Origin of the sequence: Streptomyces sp. NPDC012508, assembly GCF_042902595.1 — a bacterium.
Lineage (GTDB): Bacteria > Actinomycetota > Actinomycetes > Streptomycetales > Streptomycetaceae > Streptomyces.
This window is the reverse complement of sequence record NZ_JBIBEO010000005.1, coordinates 101,475-118,981: the sequence shown is the minus strand read 5'-3', so window position 1 is coordinate 118,981 and position 17,507 is coordinate 101,475. Positions and strand designations below refer to the sequence as shown.

Annotated in this window: 18 protein-coding genes and 1 riboswitch; of the genes, 5 read left to right on the top strand and 13 right to left on the bottom strand. The window is 69.9% G+C overall.

The window, feature by feature from the left end:
- Nucleotides 1-58: 58 nt before the first annotated feature.
- Nucleotides 59-1,360 carry a PTS transporter subunit EIIC gene (locus ACFY8U_RS18100; protein ID WP_389571132.1) on the top strand — a complete coding sequence of 434 codons (1,302 nt, stop codon included), beginning with the start codon at nucleotides 59-61 and terminating at the stop codon, nucleotides 1,358-1,360.
- 292 nt (nucleotides 1,361-1,652) lie between these two features.
- Nucleotides 1,653-2,918 (top strand): PTS transporter subunit EIIC, encoded by a 1,266-nt coding sequence (locus ACFY8U_RS18095; protein ID WP_389571130.1) that lies wholly within the window; start codon nucleotides 1,653-1,655, stop codon nucleotides 2,916-2,918.
- Nucleotides 2,919-3,016: 98 nt separating this feature from the next.
- On the opposite strand, the gene ACFY8U_RS18090 is transcribed toward ACFY8U_RS18095, so the two are convergent.
- Complete coding sequence (locus ACFY8U_RS18090; protein ID WP_361439513.1) at nucleotides 3,017-3,769, bottom strand: MBL fold metallo-hydrolase; 753 nt, start codon at nucleotides 3,767-3,769, stop codon at nucleotides 3,017-3,019.
- A 188-nt stretch (nucleotides 3,770-3,957) separates the two neighbouring features.
- Here ACFY8U_RS18090 and ACFY8U_RS18085 point away from each other — a divergent pair, with 188 nt between their 5' ends.
- Nucleotides 3,958-4,515 (top strand): type II toxin-antitoxin system PemK/MazF family toxin, encoded by a 558-nt coding sequence (locus tag ACFY8U_RS18085; protein WP_389571127.1) that lies wholly within the window; start codon nucleotides 3,958-3,960, stop codon nucleotides 4,513-4,515.
- Between the two features lie 29 nt (nucleotides 4,516-4,544).
- Here the strand turns inward: ACFY8U_RS18085 and ACFY8U_RS18080 are convergent, their stop codons facing one another.
- The 10 genes from ACFY8U_RS18080 to clpS all read right to left on the bottom strand — a co-directional run bounded on the left by ACFY8U_RS18080 (nucleotide 4,545) and on the right by clpS (nucleotide 12,350).
- Nucleotides 4,545-5,495, bottom strand: a complete 951-nt coding sequence (locus ACFY8U_RS18080; RefSeq protein WP_389571124.1) for a PLP-dependent cysteine synthase family protein — start codon at nucleotides 5,493-5,495, stop codon at nucleotides 4,545-4,547.
- Nucleotides 5,496-5,500: 5 nt separating this feature from the next.
- A complete protein-coding gene (locus ACFY8U_RS18075; RefSeq protein ID WP_361439507.1) occupies nucleotides 5,501-5,779 on the bottom strand; it encodes a MoaD/ThiS family protein in 279 nt (92 codons plus the stop codon).
- 100 nt (nucleotides 5,780-5,879) lie between these two features.
- Nucleotides 5,880-5,978, bottom strand: coding sequence for a putative leader peptide (locus ACFY8U_RS18070; RefSeq protein WP_352187453.1), 99 nt, complete (start codon nucleotides 5,976-5,978; stop codon nucleotides 5,880-5,882).
- Nucleotides 5,979-6,022: 44 nt separating this feature from the next.
- Nucleotides 6,023-6,808: an ABC transporter ATP-binding protein gene (locus ACFY8U_RS18065; protein ID WP_389571121.1), complete on the bottom strand. Its 786-nt coding sequence runs from the start codon at nucleotides 6,806-6,808 to the stop codon at nucleotides 6,023-6,025.
- Entirely contained in the window at nucleotides 6,805-8,034 is a 1,230-nt protein-coding gene (locus tag ACFY8U_RS18060) for a FecCD family ABC transporter permease (protein ID WP_389571118.1), read from the bottom strand. Before ACFY8U_RS18060 ends, ACFY8U_RS18065 begins: the two co-directional genes overlap by 4 nt.
- Entirely contained in the window at nucleotides 8,031-9,005 is a 975-nt protein-coding gene (locus tag ACFY8U_RS18055) for an ABC transporter substrate-binding protein (protein ID WP_389571115.1), read from the bottom strand. The genes ACFY8U_RS18060 and ACFY8U_RS18055 overlap by 4 nt, the downstream gene beginning before the upstream one ends.
- A 60-nt stretch (nucleotides 9,006-9,065) precedes the next feature.
- Nucleotides 9,066-9,139: riboswitch (cobalamin riboswitch) on the bottom strand.
- Nucleotides 9,140-9,171: 32 nt separating this feature from the next.
- Complete coding sequence (locus ACFY8U_RS18050; protein ID WP_389571112.1) at nucleotides 9,172-9,600, bottom strand: Mov34/MPN/PAD-1 family protein; 429 nt, start codon at nucleotides 9,598-9,600, stop codon at nucleotides 9,172-9,174.
- A gap of 78 nt (nucleotides 9,601-9,678) precedes the next feature.
- Entirely contained in the window at nucleotides 9,679-11,130 is a 1,452-nt protein-coding gene (locus ACFY8U_RS18045; protein WP_389571110.1) for an amino acid permease, read from the bottom strand.
- Nucleotides 11,131-11,460: 330 nt separating this feature from the next.
- Nucleotides 11,461-12,045, bottom strand: coding sequence for a DUF2017 domain-containing protein (locus ACFY8U_RS18040; protein WP_361439495.1), 585 nt, complete (start codon nucleotides 12,043-12,045; stop codon nucleotides 11,461-11,463).
- The gene (gene clpS, locus ACFY8U_RS18035; RefSeq protein WP_352187447.1) at nucleotides 12,045-12,350 is read right to left on the bottom strand and encodes an ATP-dependent Clp protease adapter ClpS; all 306 of its coding nucleotides are present in this window, start codon (nucleotides 12,348-12,350) and stop codon (nucleotides 12,045-12,047) included. The genes ACFY8U_RS18040 and clpS overlap by 1 nt, the downstream gene beginning before the upstream one ends.
- A 100-nt stretch (nucleotides 12,351-12,450) precedes the next feature.
- Between clpS and ACFY8U_RS18030 the strand changes: the two genes are divergently transcribed.
- Nucleotides 12,451-13,779: a nicotinate phosphoribosyltransferase gene (locus ACFY8U_RS18030; RefSeq protein WP_389571107.1), complete on the top strand. Its 1,329-nt coding sequence runs from the start codon at nucleotides 12,451-12,453 to the stop codon at nucleotides 13,777-13,779.
- A 132-nt stretch (nucleotides 13,780-13,911) separates the two neighbouring features.
- A complete protein-coding gene (locus ACFY8U_RS18025) occupies nucleotides 13,912-14,499 on the top strand; it encodes an isochorismatase family protein (RefSeq protein WP_361439490.1) in 588 nt (195 codons plus the stop codon).
- A gap of 65 nt (nucleotides 14,500-14,564) precedes the next feature.
- On the opposite strand, the gene ACFY8U_RS18020 is transcribed toward ACFY8U_RS18025, so the two are convergent.
- The gene (locus ACFY8U_RS18020) at nucleotides 14,565-14,870 is read right to left on the bottom strand and encodes a hypothetical protein (RefSeq protein WP_361439488.1); all 306 of its coding nucleotides are present in this window, start codon (nucleotides 14,868-14,870) and stop codon (nucleotides 14,565-14,567) included.
- Between the two features lie 123 nt (nucleotides 14,871-14,993).
- Nucleotides 14,994-17,429 carry an immune inhibitor A domain-containing protein gene (locus ACFY8U_RS18015; RefSeq protein WP_389571104.1) on the bottom strand — a complete coding sequence of 812 codons (2,436 nt, stop codon included), beginning with the start codon at nucleotides 17,427-17,429 and terminating at the stop codon, nucleotides 14,994-14,996.
- Nucleotides 17,430-17,507: the final 78 nt, after the last annotated feature.

Genomic DNA, 17,507 nt, shown 5'->3' with positions numbered 1-17,507 from the left:
TCTACACCAGTCTCGACGCGAGTCGGGCCCGGCCTGTTCCGGGTCAGGGAGGACGCCGATGAGTACGGACAGCGCCGCGGGTGCACCGCGGAAGTCGATGTGGGGCGGCTTCTTCCAGGGGCTGCAGAAGATGGGGCGCAGCCTCCAGCTCCCCATCGCCGTGCTCCCGGCGGCCGGCATCATCAATCGCCTCGGGCAGCCGGACGTCTTCGGGGCGGACGGGCTCGGGTGGGACAACGTCGCCAAGGTGATGGCGGGCGCCGGTGGCGCCCTGCTCGACGGCAACCTCGGACTGCCCCTCCTGTTCTGCATCGGTGTCGCGATCGGAATGGCGAAGAAGGCGGACGGCTCGACCGCGCTCGCGGCCACGGTGGGCTTCCTCGTCTACTACAACGTCCTGCGCCAGTTCCCCGAGACCTGCCCCGAGGGAACGGTGGACATCGAGGGCGGCTGCCTCGCGCCCGAGCAGGCTTTCAGCGGCTACACGTACCAGAATCCGGGCGTCTTCGGCGGCATCGTCATCGGCTTGCTCACGGCCTGGCTGTGGCAGCGCTACCACCGGAAGAAGCTCGTGGACTGGCTGGGCTTCTTCAACGGCCGCCGGCTCGTGCCGATCATCATGACCTTCGTCGCGATCGCGTTCGCCTCCCTCTGCCTGTGGGTCTGGCCGCCGATCGGCGACGCGCTGGAGAACTTCAGCGACTGGCTGGTGGGTCTAGGGGCCTGGGGTTCGGGCATCTTCGGTGTCGCCAACCGCGCGCTGCTCGTGATCGGTCTGCACCAGTTCCTGAACGTGCCCATCTGGTTCCAGTTCGGCACGTACGAGAGGCCGGACGGTACGACCGTCAACGGCGACATCCCCATGTTCCTGGCGGGTGACCCGGAGGCCGGCCAGTTCCTGACGGGCTTCTTCCCGATCATGATGTTCGCGCTCCCGGCGGCGGCGCTCGCGATCACCCACTGCGCCAAGCCGCGCCGGCGCAAGGAGGTGGGCGGCATGATGCTGTCGGTCGCGCTGACCTCGTTCGTCACCGGCATCACGGAGCCGATCGAGTACTCGTTCCTCTTCATCGCCCCGGTGCTGTACGCGATCCACGCGGTGCTCACGGGTGTGTCGATGGCCGTGACCTGGGCGCTCGGGGTGAAGGACGGGTTCAGCTTCTCGGCGGGTCTGATCGACTACGTCATCAACTGGAACCTGGCGACGAAACCGTGGCTGATCATTCCGATCGGTCTGGGTTTCGCGGTCGTCTACTACGCGATCTTCCGGTTCGCGATCACCAAGTTCGATCTGCCGACGCCGGGGCGCGAGCCGGACGAGCTGGAGGACGAGATGGACAGGGACACCACGAAGGCATAGAGCGACCCCGCCAAGGCGCGGCCCGCGAGCGGCATTCGGGGCTTTCGCCCTGGTGTCGTGAGGGCGAAGGGCCCCCGGACCTCATGGTCCGGGGGCCCTTCGCCGTTCACGCCCAGCAATGGCCCGGGCACACAGAATTCGCAGGTTCCTTATCTATGTCTCACGTGCTAAAACTGGTCTACACCACTCATTGGTGTAGACCACGCGGTCCAGACCACCGCGTTCCACGAGACGCCGCCGTCACCCCCTTTTCATGTCCTCTGGCGGCGCCTTGCCTTACTGGAGGAAGTTGATGAGTACGGCCACCGCCCAGGCCGCCGCTCCCGCGAAGAAGCGCGGATCCGGCCTGTTCCAGGGCCTGCAGAAGGTCGGTCGCAGCCTGCAGCTGCCGATCGCCGTTCTGCCGGCCGCGGGTATCTTGCTCCGTCTCGGCCAGCCCGACGTGTTCGGCAAGGACGGCCTCGGATGGGACAAGGTCGCCTCCGTGTTCGCCACGGCCGGTGACGCAGTCTTCGCCAACCTGCCCCTGCTGTTCTGCATAGGCGTGGCCATCGGCTTCGCCAAGAAGGCCGACGGCTCCACCGCCCTGGCCGCCCTCGTCGGCTTCCTGGTCTACAGCAACGTCCTCAAGGCGTTCCCGGTCACCGAGGCCGTGGTCAACACCACCGAGAACGGTGGCGTCGACGTCGCGGCGACGTACAACAACCCGGGTGTCCTCGGCGGCATCCTCATGGGTCTGCTCTCCGCGGTGCTGTGGCAGAAGTACCACCGCACCAAGCTGGTCGACTGGCTCGGCTTCTTCAACGGCCGCCGTCTCGTCCCGATCATCATGGCCTTCGTCGGCACCCTCGTCGGTGTCGTCTTCGGCCTGGTCTGGGAGCCCATCGGCAACGGCATCTCCAGCTTCGGCGAGTGGATGACCGGCCTCGGCGCCGCCGGCGCCGGCCTCTTCGGCCTGATCAACCGCGCGCTGATCCCGGTCGGCATGCACCAGTTCGTGAACACCGTCTCCTGGTTCCAGCTCGGTGACTTCACGGACGCCGCCGGCAAGGTCGTCCACGGCGACATCGGCCGCTTCTTCGCCGGTGACCCGACCGCCGGTCAGTTCATGTCCGGCTTCTTCCCGATCATGATGTTCGGCCTCCCGGCCGCCGCGCTCGCCATCGCGCACTCCGCCCGCCCGGAGCGCCGCAAGGCCGTCCTCGGCATGATGATCTCGCTCGCCCTGACCTCCTTCGTCACCGGTATCACCGAGCCGATCGAGTTCACCTTCATGTTCATCGCCCCGGTGCTGTACGTGATCCACGCGGTCCTCACCGCCATCTCGATGGCCGTGACCTGGGCGCTCGGGGTGCACGCCGGCTTCACCTTCTCGGCGGGTGCGATCGACTACCTGCTGAACTGGAACCTGGCCACGAAGCCCTGGATGATCATCCCGATCGGTCTGGTGTTCGCCGCGATCTACTACGGGGTCTTCCGCTTCGCGATCACCAAGTTCAACCTCCCGACGCCGGGCCGCGAGACCGACGAGGAGATCGAGGACCTCACCAAGGCGTGAGCCTCACCCGAACGACGGAAGGGCCCCGGAACCGCACCACGGTTCCGGGGCCTTTCCCGTACATACGTCCGGAGGGCTGCCGGAGGAGAACGCGCGCCTCAGACCTCGTAGACCGCGCCCGCGTACGCCAGCTCCGACGGCCCGTCGTACACCGCCCGCGCGTCCGCCAGGTTCTGCCGGCCGTCCGTCCACGGCGGGATGTGCGTGAGCACCAGCCGGCCCACCGAGGAGCGGGCCGCCTCCGCGCCCGCCTCGCGGCCGTTGAGATGGAGGGCCGGGATGTCCTCCTTGCCGTGCGTGAAGGACGCCTCGCACAGGAAGAGGTCCGCACCGTCCGCGAGTTGGTGCAGGGACTCGCAGACCCCCGTGTCACCGGAGTACGTGAGCGTCCGGCCGCCGTGCTCGATCCTGATGCCGTACGCCTCCACCGGGTGGCACACCTTCTCCGTACGGACGGAGAACGGGCCCAGCTCGAAGGACTCGGACTTCAGCGTGCGGAAGTCGAAGACCTCGCTCATCGACTTGTCCGAGGGGGTGTCGGCGTACGCCGTGGTCAGGCGCTGTTCGGCGCCCTCCGGGGCGAAGACCGGGATCGCGTCGCAGCGGCCGCCGTCGTGGCGGTAGTAGCGGGCGACGAAGTATCCGCACATGTCGATGCAGTGGTCGGCGTGGAGGTGGCTGAGGAAGATGGCGTCGAGGTCGTACAGACCGATGTGGCGCTGCAGCTCGCCGAGGGCGCCGTTGCCCATGTCGAGGAGCAGCCGGAAGCCGTCGGCCTCTACGAGGTAGCTCGAACAGGCCGAGTCCGCGGACGGGAACGACCCGGAGCAGCCGACGACGGTGAGCTTCATGGAGCGTGAACCTCCGAGGGCGGAGAGCGGCGGGGGAGGTCTTGCGATGCGTCGAGCGTAAGGCGCGGTGCCCGCCGTCGCTCCTCCGTGGCGGCCCGTTGTGGGCGAACTCACGGGCTCTGTCACCGGTTCGGATGGACCTGGGGCGGGAGCGCGCGGGGTGCGGGCGGCCGGTAACGTCGTGGGGTATGGACACGTCCTGGTGGCCGGCGCTCGTCGCGGTCGTGGTGATCGCGCTGGTCGCGGTGGTGGCGGACGGCCGGAAGCGCTCGGCGCGGCGGCCCGACCGGCGGCCCGGGGGCCGGACGCGCCCGCCGGGTGGCCGGACGCGCCCGCCGGGGCGCCCGCCCGTACGGCCCAGCGCGCCCTGGAAGGCGCCCGCGCGGCTCCCCCGGGCGGGCGAGATCTGGTGGGCCGAGGTGCCCTACGAGGACGGGCCGAAGTCAGCAGGTGCCGCGCGAAGCGCGTCTGGCAGGGCGGTGGTGGGTGACGAGCGGTCGAAGGACCGGCCGTGTCTGGTGCTCTCGCTGCGGGGCGACCACGCCCTCGTCGCCAAGATCACGAGCAAGTACCACGACGAGCGGCCCGCCGTGATCGCGCTGCCGCCGGGCGCGGTGGGCGACGCGCAGGGGCGGCCGAGCTTCCTGGAGACGGACGAGCTGCGGGAGGTCCCGGTGTGGGAGTTCCGCCGCAGAGTGGGAACGGCGGACCCGGTCGTGTGGGACCAGGTCCGCCATCTCGCCTGACGGTCATGCGACGGTCTCGCGTGTGAGGGTCACGCCCAGAGCTGGCCCTGGACCGTCTCGATCGCCTCTTCGGTCGTCGCAGCCGTGTAGAGGCCGGTCGAGAGGTACTTCCAGCCGCCGTCCGCCACGACGAAGGCGATGTCGGCGCTCTCGCCGGCCTTCAGCGCCTTCTGGCCGACGCCGATCGCCGCGTGGAGCGCCGCGCCCGTGGAGACGCCGGCGAAGATGCCCTCCTGCTGGAGGAGTTCCCGGGTGCGGGTGACCGCGTCGGCCGAGCCGACCGAGAAGCGGGTGGTGAGGACCGAGGCGTCGTACAGCTCGGGGACGAAGCCCTCGTCCAGGTTCCGCAGCCCGTACACGAGGTCGTCGTACCGCGGTTCCGCGGCGACGATCTTGATGTCGGGCTTGTGCTCGCGCAGGTAGCGGCCGACGCCCATGAGCGTGCCGGTGGTGCCCAGGCCCGCCACGAAGTGGGTGACGGAGGGCAGGTCCGCGAGGATCTCGGGGCCCGTGGTGGCGTAGTGGGCGCCCGCGTTGTCCGGGTTGCCGTACTGGTAGAGCATCACCCAGGAGGGGTTCTCCGCGGCGATCTCCTTGGCGACCCGTACGGCCGTGTTCGACCCGCCGGCCGCAGGGGACGAGATGATCTCGGCTCCCCACATGGCGAGCAGCTGGCGACGCTCCTCGCTGGTGTTCTCCGGCATGACGCAGACGATGCGGTAGCCCTTGAGCTTCGCCGCCATCGCCAGCGAGATCCCGCTGTTGCCGCTGGTCGGCTCCAGGATGGTGCAGCCGGGGGTGAGCCGGCCGTCCTTCTCGGCCTGCTCGATCATGTGGAGCGCGGGGCGGTCCTTGACCGAGCCGGTGGGGTTGCGGTCCTCCAGCTTGGCCCAGATGCGGACGTCGTCCGACGGGGAGAGCCGGGGCAGGCGGACCAGGGGCGTGTTGCCGACCGCCGCGAGCGGGGAGTCGTAACGCATGTGGATCAGACCATGCCGCCGGCCACGGCCGGCAGGATCGTGACGTTGTCGCCGTCGGTGAGCTTGGTGTCGATGCCGTCGAGGAAGCGGACGTCCTCGTCGTTGAGGTACACGTTGACGAAGCGGCGCAGCTGGCCGTTGTCCACGATGCGGGCCTCGATTCCGGCGTGGCGCGTCTCCAGGTCGGCGAAGAGCTCGGCGAGCGTCGCACCGCTGCCCTGGACGGCCTTCTCGCCGTCGGTGTAGGTGCGGAGGATGGTCGGGATGCGGACCTCGATGGCCATGGCGTGGGCTCCTGTTTCGGGAGTCGGGAGTGGCGTGGAAGGCGCGCGGCTGTCGGCCCCCGCGCGGGGTGGTGCTGGGGTGCGCCGCGGGCGCACCCGCTCACATCGCGCTGGCGAAACGGCACAGGTCGACGTGCAGCCGCGCCACGAGCAGCGCGCTGCCCGGCGTCGTCACTTCGCTCACGTCGTGGGAAACCATGCGGTCATCGTATCGATTCCCGGTCCGGGTTTCGGAATGTGATCTCACATGGCGGACGGTTCACGCTCGACTGGCGGACCAGGCAGGTAGAAGACGGTCGGCGTGCCGGTCCTCGGATGCGGGATGACCTCGGCTTCCACCCCGTACACCGCCCTGAACAGCATAGGCGTGAGCACGTCGGCGGGGGCGCCCTCGGCGACCACGCGGCCGCGCTCCAGGACGTAGAGGCGGTCGCAGTAGGCGGCGGCGAGGTTGAGGTCGTGCAGGGCGAGCAGGTTGGTGGTGCCCAAGTCGCGGACGAGGCGGAGGACTTCGAGCTGGTAGCGGATGTCGAGGTGGTTGGTGGGCTCGTCCAGCACGAGCAGCGCCGGCTCCTGGACCAGGGCGCGGGCGACGAGGGCGCGCTGGCGTTCGCCGCCGGAGAGGGTGGGGTAGGGCCGGTCGGCCAGCTCGGCGATGCCGACCCGGGCGAGGGCGGCGTCGGCGCGGGTCCGGTCGGAGGCGTCGTCGCCCTCCCAGAAGCGCTTGTGCGGGGAACGGCCGAGGGCGACGAGTTCGCGGACGGTCAGCTCGAATTCGGTGGAGCCGTCCTGGGGGACGGTCGCGATCCGGCGGGCGCGCGCCTTGGGGCCGAGTGCGGCCAGGTCGTCGCCGTCGAGGAGGGCGCGGCCCGAGGTGGGGGTGAGGGTGCCGTAGACGCAGCGCAGGAGGGTGGTCTTGCCGCTGCCGTTGGGGCCGACGAGCCCGACGGTCTCGCCGGGGCGTGCGGTGAGGTCGGCGTCGCGCAGCCGTGTCCCGTACGAGAGTCCCTGGAGGCGCAGTTCGGTCATACCGGGCTCCCTTCCGCGCGGCGGCGCATGAGCCAGAGGAAGAACGGACCGCCGGTGAGGGCGGTGAGGACGCCGACGGGGATGTCCTGGGGCGCGGCGGCGGTACGGGCGGCGAGGTCGGCCAGGATCAGGGCGAGCGCGCCGCCGAGCGCGGCGACCGGCAGGAGGCGGCGGTGCGGCGCGCCGACGGCCATCCGGGCGGCGTGGGGGACCATCAGGCCGACGAAGCCGACGGCTCCGCTGACGGAGACCATGACGGCGGTGACGAGGGAGGCGAGGACGAAGACGGCGGCGCGGAAGCGGGCGGTGTCGAGGCCGAGGACGGTCGCGCCCTCCTCGCCGACGAGGAGCAGGTCGAGGGGGCGGGCGAGGGTGAGCAGGGCGGCGACGCCGAGGACGAGGACTGCGGCGGGCAGGGCGAGCATGTCCCAGCGGGCGCTGCCGAGGCCGCCGAGGGACCAGAACATCGCCTCCTGGAAGTGTTCGGGGCGGCCCGCGAGGACGAGGAGCAGGGTGGTCAGCGCGGAGAGGATGTACGAGACGGCGACCCCGGCGAGGACGAGCCGGGAGCCGGTCATCGTCGAGCCGTGGCGGGCGAGCGCGTAGACGAGGACCAGGGCGAGCAGGGCGCCGGCGAAGGCTCCGGCGGGCAGGGCGACGGTGGTGGTGATCCCGCCGCCGATGCCGAGGACCAGGACGAGGACGGCCCCGGTGGAGGCGCCGGAGGAGATCCCGAGGAGGAAGGGGTCGGCGAGCCGGTTGCGGACCAGGGCCTGGAGGACGGCGCCGACGACGGCGAGCCCGGCGCCGACGATCGCGCCGAGGAGCACGCGCGGAAGCCGGACGTCGAGCACGATCGTGCGGTACGGGGAGGGCGCGGCGCGGCCGGTGAGGATCTCGACGACGTCGCCCACGGGGATCCGCACGGACCCGAGGGCGACCCCGGCGACGACGGCGACCGCGAGGGCGGCGACGAGCCCGCCGAGAACGAGCAGGTACCGCCCGGGACCGGCCGGCGCGGGCGGGCCGCCGCGCCCCGCCCGTCCGAACCGGCCGGCGACCGCCGTCGCGGCGACCGCGGCGGACGAGGCCGGACCGGACGAGGCCGGACCGGACGGCGCCGGACCGGACGGCGTCGGACCGGGCCGGGTCCGGCCTGGCGCCGTCGGGTCCTTCGGGTTCGCGTCCTCGGCCGCTCCGGCGTTCGGGAGCGGGGTGGCCGTCATCGGGTCGGGTGGAGCTGGGTCGCGAGCTTCTCGATCGCCGCCGGGACCCGGACGCCGAGGACCGCGTCGGAGAGCGGCAGCACGGCGAAACGGCGGTTCTCGACCGCCGGGACGTCCTTGAGGGCCGGGTCCTCCAGGAGGCGCTTCTTCTTCTGTTCCACGGTCGTCGAGCCGTAGTCGTAGATGACGATCACGTCCGGCTTGCGGGCGACGACCTGCTCCCATGTCGCGTCGCCGAAGGGCTTGTCGAGGTCGGCGAAGACGTTCCGCCCGCCCGCCCGGGTGATCAGCTCGTTGCCGATGCCCTTGCCTCCGGCGGTGAAGGCCGACTTGTCGCCGCTGTCGTAGACGAAGACCGAGACCGGGGCGACCCCGTCCACCTTCTTCTCGGTCGCCGCGACCGTCTTCCTCGCCTCGGCCGTCCAGCGCGTGCCGCGGTCGGGGACGCCGAAGGTCCGGGCGACCTCGTCGACCTCCCGGTAGAGGTCGGCGAGGGAGGAGGAGCCGGAGGGGCAGTACTCCATGTTGAGGCGGCTGTCGACCCCCGCGGCCTTCAGGTCGTCCCGGCTCCGTCCGGCCTTGGCGTCGAAGGCGCTGGAGTAACCGCCGTAGACGAAGTCGGGGTTCGCGGCGAGCAGGGCCTCCTTGGAGGGGTACTCCTTCGCGAGCACCGGCACCGCGTCGTACGCCTTCTTGTACGCGGGGAGGATCCGGTCGTCGAGGTAGGCCGTGCCGACGAGGGACTTCTCCAGGCCGAGGGCGAGCATGACCTCGGTGACGTGCTGGTTCATGGTGACGGCCCGCTGCGGCGGGGCCTGGTACGTCGTCTTCACACCGCAGTTGGCGACGGTGTACGGGAACCCCGGTGCGGCCTCGGCGGCGGGGGCGCCCTTCTCCGCGGGGGCCGCGCAGGCGGCGAGCAGCGGGACGAGGGCGGCGGCGGGCAGCAGGGTACGGCGGCGCCAGGTCATGGCGGACGAGCCTCCTCCGGGGATTTCCACGTCCCCAGTCGGTGGTGAGAGGCGGCAGGTCAGTTCCTGGCTTCCGGCCCCCGGAGGGGCCGGACACAGTGGCGGGACCGTGCCGGATTCGCACCGGCTTCCTGGGTCCTGCCGCCCTGATGGTCGCGTCAGTGTCTCAGACGGCGTACTCCTCGACGACCTTCACGTCCTCCTCGGTCACGACGCCCTCGACGATCGTGTAGGAGCGGAACTGGAAGGGGCCCGCGCCGTCGGTGTCGGCGGTCGAGACCAGGACGTAGTGCGCGCCGGGCTCGTTGGCGTACGAGATGTCGGTACGGGACGGGTAGGCCTCGGTGGCGGTGTGCGAGTGGTAGATGATCACGGGTTCCTCGTCCCGGTCGTCCATCTCGCGGTAGAGCTTCAGCAGGTCGGCGGAGTCGAACTCGTAGAACGTGGGCGAGCGCGCGGCGTTCAGCATCGGGATGAACCGCTCCGGGCGGCCGCTGCCGGCGGGACCCGCGACCACGCCGCAGGCCTCGTCGGGGTGGTCCGCGCGGGAGTGCTCCACGATCTGGTCGTACAGGGCCCGGGTGATGGTCAGCATGTCGGACAGGATAAGCAAAGGGGCCGTCCCGTACCGAGGAGTGGTACGGGACGGCCCGAATGCTGGACAGAGAACGCGTTACGAGCGCTTGGCGAAGGCCGCACCCTGCGGGTTGCGGGACTTCAGGACCAGGTACGCGACCGCGAGGACGAGGCCCCACAGCGGCGCGCAGTAGAGCGAGATCCGCGCGTCCTTGTCGATGCCCATCAGCACGATGACCATGCCGATGAAGGCGAGGGCGAAGAGGCTGCACCAGATGCCGCCCGGCGCCTTGAAGGACGACTGGGGCAGCTCGCCGCGGTCGGCCTTGAGGCGGAAGCGGACCTGGCAGATCAGGATCATGATCCAGGCCCACATGCCGGAGATGGTGGCGAAGGAGACGACGTAGTTGAAGGCGTCGCCGGGCCACTGGTAGTTGATCCAGACGCCGACCATCATCAGCCCGGCGGAGAAGGACGTGCCGACCAGCGGCAGACCGTTCTTGGTGAGCTTGGTGAAGAACTTCGGGCCCTGGCCGTTGAGCGCGAGGTCGCGCAGCATGCGGCCGGTGGAGTACATGCCCGAGTTGCAGGAGGAGAGCGCGGCCGTCAGGACGACGAAGTTCACGATCGCGGCGCCGACGCCGAGGCCCATCTTCTCGAAGGCCGCGACGAACGGGGAGACGCCCGGCTGGAAGTGGGTCCACGGGACGACCGACAGGATCATGATCAGCGCGCCGACGTAGAAGACTGCGATACGCCACGGCACGGTGTTGATGGCCTTGGGCAGGACGGTCTTCGGGTCCTTGGACTCGCCCGCCGTGACACCGACCAGCTCGACGGCGAGGAAGGCGAACATGACCATCTGCAGGGTCATCAGGGTGGAGCCGATGCCCTTGGGGAAGAACCCGCCCTCGGACCAGAGCAGGGTCATCGAGGCGGTGTCACCGGCGTCGGAGAAGCCGATGGTGAGGATGCCGGCGCAGATGAGGATCATGCCGACGATCGCGGTGACCTTGACCATCGAGAACCAGAACTCGAGTTCGCCGAAGAGCTTGACGGAGATCAGGTTCGCGAGGAACAGGACGACCGTGAAGATCAGGGCGAAGACCCATTGCGGCTGATTGAGGATGCCGTCGGTGTTCTTGGTCCAGTACTGCATGTACTCGGAGGCGGCGGTCACTTCGGTGATGCCGGTGACGACCCAGAAGAGCCAGTACGTCCAGCCGGTCACGAAGCCCGCGAAGGGGCCGATGAACTCCCGTGCGTACTCCGAGAAGGAGCCGGAGACGGGCCGGTACATGAGGAGCTCGCCGAGCGCCCGCATGATGAAGAAGATGACGAGGCCCGCGATGGCGTACGCGAGGATCAGGCTGGGTCCCGCCTTGGAGATGCCCTTGCCCGCGCCCAGGAAGAGGCCCGTGCCGATGGCGCCGCCGATCGCGATCATCTGGATCTGGCGGGCGCCGAGTGCCCGGTGGTAACCCTCGCCGTCGGCGGAGTCCGCGGCCTCACTGCCGTCGTGCTGCTTGTCGACCTGCACTGAGGTCATGGTGGTGCGCCTTTCTCCATGCTGTTCCGCGCCGACTGCGTCTGGCTGCGGATCAGGTCCTGATCCCCCCGGATATGGATGGAGTGCTACCGGCGGTCAGCCGGCCAAAGCGCCCCCGGGAACAGGGGTGGCGTCCCCGGGTGGTCGTGAAGATTTATCACGGGGGAAACAGTGATCGAGGAGAGCGAATGTGGCGCAGGCCACATGAAAAAGGGGGCAAAAGCCACTCAAGAGGACCAGTGAGAAGACTTTGGTGACGTATTCGTTATCCGGATTTGAGTGTCCGCTGAGCGAACGGCGTCCTACCGGCCGGTATCAGGCCGTGGGACATCACTCCCCGGACATCAGCGTCTCGACGAGTGACTCCTGAAGGGCGCCCAGCCAGAGGTACGCCATCACCATCGGCTTGCGCGGGTCGGAGTCGGGCAGCCGGTACAGGTCCCCGCTCTCGTCCTCGTCGGTGACCTCCAGACGGGTCCCGATGGTGAGCCGCAGGTCGTTGAGCGCGCCGAGCCAGGCCCGGGACTCGTCGACGGTGAGCTTGAGGACCACCGCGTCGTCGCCGGTCGCGGAGAGTCCGTCGAGGCTGCGGATCACCGCGAGGGCGTCCTGGCGCTTGCGGGCGCGCAGGTCGTTCTCGGTGTAGCGGCGGAAGTCGGCCGCGGCCGCGCGCAGCTCCTCGTCCTCGTCCCCGTACGCGTCGGGGAAGAGGCGCTTGAGCGCGGGGTCGCTGGGGGCCTCGCTCGGGCCCTCGGCGAAGAGCGCGGCGAGCGGGTCCTCGCCCTCCACGGGCTCGTCGCCCGGTCCGATCAGCTCCATGAGCTGGACGGCGAGGGAGCGCAGGATGGAGATCTCGACCTCGTCGAGCGCGACGGCGGCACCACCGCCGGGCAGGACCTCGAAGCGTCCGGCCATCAGCCGCGGTCCTGGGTGAGGGTCGCCCACAGCCCGTAGCCGTGCATCGCCTGCACGTCCCGCTCCATCTCCTCGCGCGTCCCGCTGGAGACCACCGCGCGGCCCTTGTTGTGCACGTCGAGCATCAGCTTGTGCGCCTTGTCCTTGGAGTAACCGAAGTACGCCTGGAAGACGTAGGTCACATAGCTCATCAGATTGACCGGATCGTTGTGGACGAGAGTCACCCACGGCACGTCGGGCTCGACGACGGCGAAGGTCTCTTCAGCCGATTCCGTGCGTTCGATCTCAATAGGCGCGACGCTCACTTACCCCATGCTGCCACCTCGGGAGGGGCGTCGCACAAACGGGTCAGCCCGCGCGCCGAGAAATCGTCAGAGTGACGATTTCTGCGGTAGCATCGCTGACATGAACGCTGCGGACCTTGGGCTGCCGGTGGACGTGCCGTCGACCGCGCTCTTCACCGATCAGTACGAGCTGACCATGCTGCAGGCGGCCCTCAGGGCCGGCACCGCCGACCGGCGCTCCGTCTTCGAGGTCTTCACCCGTCGTCTGCCCGAGGGGCGGCGCTACGGCGTGGTGGCCGGTGTCGGACGCGTCCTGGACGCCGTCGAGAACTTCCGCTTCGACGCCGGTGTCCTCGGCTTCCTGCGCGAGCAGGGCATCGTCGACGAGCCGACGCTCCAGTGGCTGGGCAACTACCGCTTCTCGGGCGACATCTGGGGCTACCCCGAGGGCGAGGTGTACTTCCCCGGCTCGCCGATCCTGCGGGTCGAGGGCTCCTTCGCCGAGTGCGTGCTCCTGGAGACCGTGATCCTGTCGATCCTCAACCACGACTCGGCCATCGCGGCGGCGGCCTCCCGGATGTCGGGCGCGGCCGGCGGGCGGCGGCTGATCGAGATGGGCGCCCGGCGCACCCACGAGCTGGCGGCCGTCGCCTCGGCGCGGGCGGCCTACGTCGGCGGCTTCGACTCCACCTCGGACCTCGCGGCCGGGTTCCGCTACGGCATCCCGACCGTCGGCACCTCCGCGCACGCCTTCACGCTGCTGCACGACAGCGAGCGGGACGCCTTCCAGGCCCAGGTCGAGACGCTGGGCCGCGGTACGACGCTGCTCGTCGACACCTACGACGTGACCGAGGCCGTCCGTACCGCCGTCGAGGTGGCCGGTACGGAGCTCGGAGCCGTACGGATCGACTCCGGGGACCTGCTGCTCGTGGCGCACCGGGTCCGGGCGCAGCTCGACGAGCTGGGCGCGACGAACACCAAGATCGTGGTCACCTCGGACCTGGACGAGTACGCCATCGCCTCGCTGGCGGCGGCGCCGGTCGACGCGTACGGGGTGGGCACGCAGCTGGTCACCGGCAGCGGCCACCCGACCTGCTCGATGGTCTACAAGCTGGTCGCCCGCGCCCGGTCGGCCGACCCCAAGGCGCCGCTGACCGCGGTGGCGAAGAAGTCGGTCGGCGGCAAGGCCTCCGTCGGTGGCCGCAAGTGGGCGGCGCGGCGGACGGACGCGGAGGGCGTCGCGGAGGCGGAGGTGATCGGCACCGGCCCAGTGCCCGCCGAGCTCGCCGGCCGTCAGCTGCTCGTGGAGCTGGTCAAGGGGGGCGACGTCGTGGCCCGGGAGCCGCTGGAGGCGGCGAGGGCGCGGCACATCGCGGCGCTGGACGGACTGCCGATGTCGGCCCTCCAGCTCTCGCGGGGCGAGCCGGTACTGCCGACGGAGTACGTGTAACACCCTGCCCGGGTACGTGTAACACCCTGCGAGGCCCCCTCCCGAAGGAAGGGGGAAGTCTCTAGGCTCGATGCCATTCCCCGTTTCGACACCCCACCGTTCCCTCCGCCGGCCCACCGAAGGACACCCGCCATGCACCGCGCATTGATCGTCGTGGACGTTCAGAACGACTTCTGCGAGGGCGGCAGCCTCGCGGTGGCGGGGGGAGCGGACGTCGCCGCCGCCATCACCGACCTGGTCGGCGAGGCGGCGGGCGCCGCGTACCAGCACGTGGTGGCCACCCGCGACCACCATGTCGCCCCGGGAGACCACTTCTCCGCCACGCCCGACTATGTGACGTCCTGGCCGGTGCACTGCGTCGCCGGCACGGAGGGCGTGGGCTTCCACCCGAACTTCGCGCCCGCGGTCGCCTCCGGGGCGATCGACGCGGTCTTCGACAAGGGGGCGTACGAGGCGGCGTACAGCGGCTTCGAGGGGCGCGACGAGAACGGCGTCACGCTCGCCGAGTGGCTGCGGTCACACGACGTGACCGAGGTCGACGTCGTGGGCATCGCGACGGACCACTGCGTACGGGCGACGGCGCTGGACTCGGCGCGCGAGGGCTTCCGTACGCAGGTCCTCCTGGACCTCACGGCGGGCGTCGCGAAGGAGACGACCGAGCGGGCCCTGGAGGAGCTGCGCGGCGCCGGGGTCGAGCTCACGGGCAAGCCCGTGGTCTAGGCGCGCACCGTGGCCCGGGCGCGCGCTGTCGTCCGGGCCCGGGGGCCGGGCCCGGCGCCCGTCGCCTAGGAGGCCGTGGGCAGGGTCCGTATGGAGTGCCACAGCTCCTGCGTCGCGCTCGTCGTGGAACGCCACAGAAGGCCGTCCGGGTGGTGGAGGACGGCGGTGATCTCGTCGGGGGTCGGGGGTTCCGCGTTGCCGCGGAGGTAGACCGCCCTCAGGCCCAGGTTCCGCAGCCGGGTCAGGGCGCGGGCGCGGTTGGCCGCGTGGACCAGGAAGCGGACCGTGGCCCCGTCGCCGGCCGGGCTCGGGAGCCCTATCGCGACGACGACGCTCCCGCCTGGCAACTTGCAGAAACCTCCACCGGGCATGCCGGAACCACTCCCCCTGTGAGCTTGCTGTCAATAAGAACTGGTCAGAGGCACCTAAACACGATCGGCCGCCGCCCGCTAGAGGGCGACGGCCGATCATGCTTTGACCTGCGACGATGCAGATTACTTCTGCGAGGGACCCACCTGGACGGTGATCGTCTGGCCGTCCTTCGGCTCCTTGACGACCGCGATCTTGGTGTTGGTGTCAGTTACCTGGACACCGGCGCGCTCGGTCTGGGTGTACCAGTACGTGCCCCGCCGGTCATCGAAGACCGGGACGCCGGGCTGCGACTTCACCCAGGCCGGCACGCCCGCCTTGTGCAGCCGGATCGCGTCGGTGCGGTAGGTGCCGAACGTCGAGTCGTACGCCTGGACGCGGTTGCGCATCAGGGTGCCGTCGGCGTTCTTCAGCGGCGTCGGGTGCGCGTCGATCGGAAGGATCAGACCCTGGCCGGGGTGGACGGCCGTGTTGTTGTCCTTCTGCGACGTGTCCCACTGCCAGATGAGCAGACCGTTCTGGTACGGGTAGTGCTCGACCCAGCTGGCCTTGTCGCCCGTGAAGCCGAAGTTGTACGGGCCGACCTTGAGGGTCTCGTCGTACGAGACGTACTGGCGGTTCTCCGCGAGGTAGTACTGCTCGTACTCCTTCGTGAAGCCCTTGCCGATCCGCGAGAAGCCCTTCGCCGTCCAGCCGTTGTCGCCGTTCTCGACGTTGTCCGAGAAGACGGTGGCACCGTCGGCGGTCAGCGTGATGGCGTCGGCCGCGAAGCCCTTGCCGCCGGCGCCGCCGTCCGTCTGGTAGCGGAAGCGGAGGTCGAACTTCTTGCCCGCGTAGGCGTCGAGCGGGAAGACGAGCGGCTTGTACGCGCCGGAGACGTCGGTCAGCGCCGGGGCGCCGCTCGCGTCGCGCGGCAGCGGCTTGCCGTCCACCGTGCCGTCCAGGGCGGTCCAGTTGGCGCCGCCGTCCGTGGACACCTCGGTGTAGAGGTAGTCGTAGTCCAGCTCGATGTCGTACCAGCCCTTGAGCTCCAGGGTGGCCTTCGACTTGCCGGTCAGGTCGACGGAGCGGGTCAGGGTGTTCTTGAGGTCGTCACCCATGTCGCTCCACCACTGCGTGGCACCCTCGGCGGGCGCGACGACATCGGTGGTGACCTTCTTCTTCGGCAGCTCGACGACGAGCGCCTGGGGGTTCTTGGTGTTGTACTCGGCCACGCCCAGCTTGTGGGTGGACTTCGTACCGCGCTGCTCGTTGCTCACCTTGGTGTAGTTGAGCCAGCCGAGCTGCAGCTTGTCCCAGGCGTTCATGTCGCCGGGCAGGTCACCGATGGAGTCCTTGCCCCGGCCGAGCCAGGAGCCGGAGGACATCAGGGACCAGAAGCCGGTCGAGTTCTCGGCGCCGGCCTTGCCCGAGGTGTCGTACAGGTCGGGCAGACCGAGGTCGTGACCGTACTCGTGGGCGAAGACGCCGAGGCCGCCGTTCTCGGGCTGCATCGTGTAGTCGCCGACCCAGATGCCGGTGGAGCCGATCTGCGTGCCGCCGGACTTGTTGCTCGCCGGGCCGGTCTTGCCCGCGTCCGTGCCGTACGCGTACCAGCGGTGGGCCCACAGGGCGTCGCCGCCCTGGGCGCCGCCGCCCGCCGACTCGTCCTCACCGGCGTGGACGATCTGGAAGTGGTCGATGTACCCGTCGGGCTCGTTGAAGTTGCCGTCGCCGTCGAAGTCGTACCGGTCCCACTTGTCGTACTGCGCGATGTCGGCCTTGATCTGGGCGTCGGTACGGCCCTTGGCCTTCTGGTCCGCGGTCCACGCGGTGACACCGTCGCGGACGGCGTCCCAGACGTTGGCGCAGTTGCTGTTGCCGCAGTAGTTCGAGCCGTAGCGGGCTTCGTTGTACTCGACCTTGACCCAGTCCGAGACGCCGCCCTCGACCGAGTACCGGCCGGAGGAGGTCTTCTCCATGTAGGTCTTCAGGGACTGCTTCGGCTGGCCCTTCTTGTCCTTGCCGGTGCCGAAGTACAGGTCCTGGAAGTGCTGCTGGTTGTAGTCCTTCTGCCAGGCCGTCGAGTTGTCCTTCGAACGGTCCGGCTGGGCTATCTGGTTGTGCAGCGGGCCGGGCGTGCCGCCGAACTTCGGCTTCGGCTCGGCCGTGTCGTCGTCCGCGCGGTCGACCAGGGTGGTGTTGTCCACCTTGTCGCCGAACTCGACGAGGATCGTGAAGATCTTGTCGGTCTTCTCCCGGCCCAGCTCGACGTACTTCTTGCTGTCGAGCTTGACGACCTGGGAGCCCCCGCGGCGCTCGACCTTGCTCTCGCCGGTCAGCACCTGCTCGAGCGCGGCCTTGCGCTGCTGCTCCTGCTGCTTGCTGTAAGGGCCCTCGAGGTCGTGGTCGACCGCCGTCTTGTCGACGCCGGCACCCGGTGCCGGGTCCTGGCGCTCGATCGAGGCCGGTGCGCCCGGACCCTTTTCGTCGGCGAATGCGAAGGTCGAGGCGCTGGCGGCGGTAGCCGCGAGCGCCACGACGACTGCGGACGCTCTGATCGCCCGTCGTCTGTTGGTCACTTGATGATTCCTCCCCGGCGCCCGCGACCGCGCGGACCGAGGGTGGGGTGTCCGCGGGCGGGGTCGCGCGTCACAAGT

Coding starts and splice junctions, on each gene's coding strand:
- ACFY8U_RS18090 (WP_361439513.1), bottom strand. CDS start 3,769: ATGAAGCTCACCGTCGTCGGCTGCTCCGGGTCGTTCCCGTCCGCGGAC.
- ACFY8U_RS18025 (WP_361439490.1), top strand. CDS start 13,912: ATGCACCGCGCATTGATCGTCGTGGACGTTCAGAACGACTTCTGCGAG.
- ACFY8U_RS18055 (WP_389571115.1), bottom strand. CDS start 9,005: ATGACCTGGCGCCGCCGTACCCTGCTGCCCGCCGCCGCCCTCGTCCCG.
- ACFY8U_RS18050 (WP_389571112.1), bottom strand. CDS start 9,600: ATGCTGACCATCACCCGGGCCCTGTACGACCAGATCGTGGAGCACTCC.
- ACFY8U_RS18065 (WP_389571121.1), bottom strand. CDS start 6,808: ATGACCGAACTGCGCCTCCAGGGACTCTCGTACGGGACACGGCTGCGC.
- ACFY8U_RS18030 (WP_389571107.1), top strand. CDS start 12,451: ATGAACGCTGCGGACCTTGGGCTGCCGGTGGACGTGCCGTCGACCGCG.
- ACFY8U_RS18040 (WP_361439495.1), bottom strand. CDS start 12,045: ATGGCCGGACGCTTCGAGGTCCTGCCCGGCGGTGGTGCCGCCGTCGCG.
- ACFY8U_RS18100 (WP_389571132.1), top strand. CDS start 59: ATGAGTACGGACAGCGCCGCGGGTGCACCGCGGAAGTCGATGTGGGGC.
- ACFY8U_RS18060 (WP_389571118.1), bottom strand. CDS start 8,034: ATGACGGCCACCCCGCTCCCGAACGCCGGAGCGGCCGAGGACGCGAAC.
- ACFY8U_RS18020 (WP_361439488.1), bottom strand. CDS start 14,870: ATGCCCGGTGGAGGTTTCTGCAAGTTGCCAGGCGGGAGCGTCGTCGTC.
- ACFY8U_RS18095 (WP_389571130.1), top strand. CDS start 1,653: ATGAGTACGGCCACCGCCCAGGCCGCCGCTCCCGCGAAGAAGCGCGGA.
- ACFY8U_RS18070 (WP_352187453.1), bottom strand. CDS start 5,978: ATGGTTTCCCACGACGTGAGCGAAGTGACGACGCCGGGCAGCGCGCTG.
- ACFY8U_RS18045 (WP_389571110.1), bottom strand. CDS start 11,130: ATGACCTCAGTGCAGGTCGACAAGCAGCACGACGGCAGTGAGGCCGCG.
- ACFY8U_RS18080 (WP_389571124.1), bottom strand. CDS start 5,495: ATGCGTTACGACTCCCCGCTCGCGGCGGTCGGCAACACGCCCCTGGTC.
- ACFY8U_RS18085 (WP_389571127.1), top strand. CDS start 3,958: ATGGACACGTCCTGGTGGCCGGCGCTCGTCGCGGTCGTGGTGATCGCG.
- ACFY8U_RS18075 (WP_361439507.1), bottom strand. CDS start 5,779: ATGGCCATCGAGGTCCGCATCCCGACCATCCTCCGCACCTACACCGAC.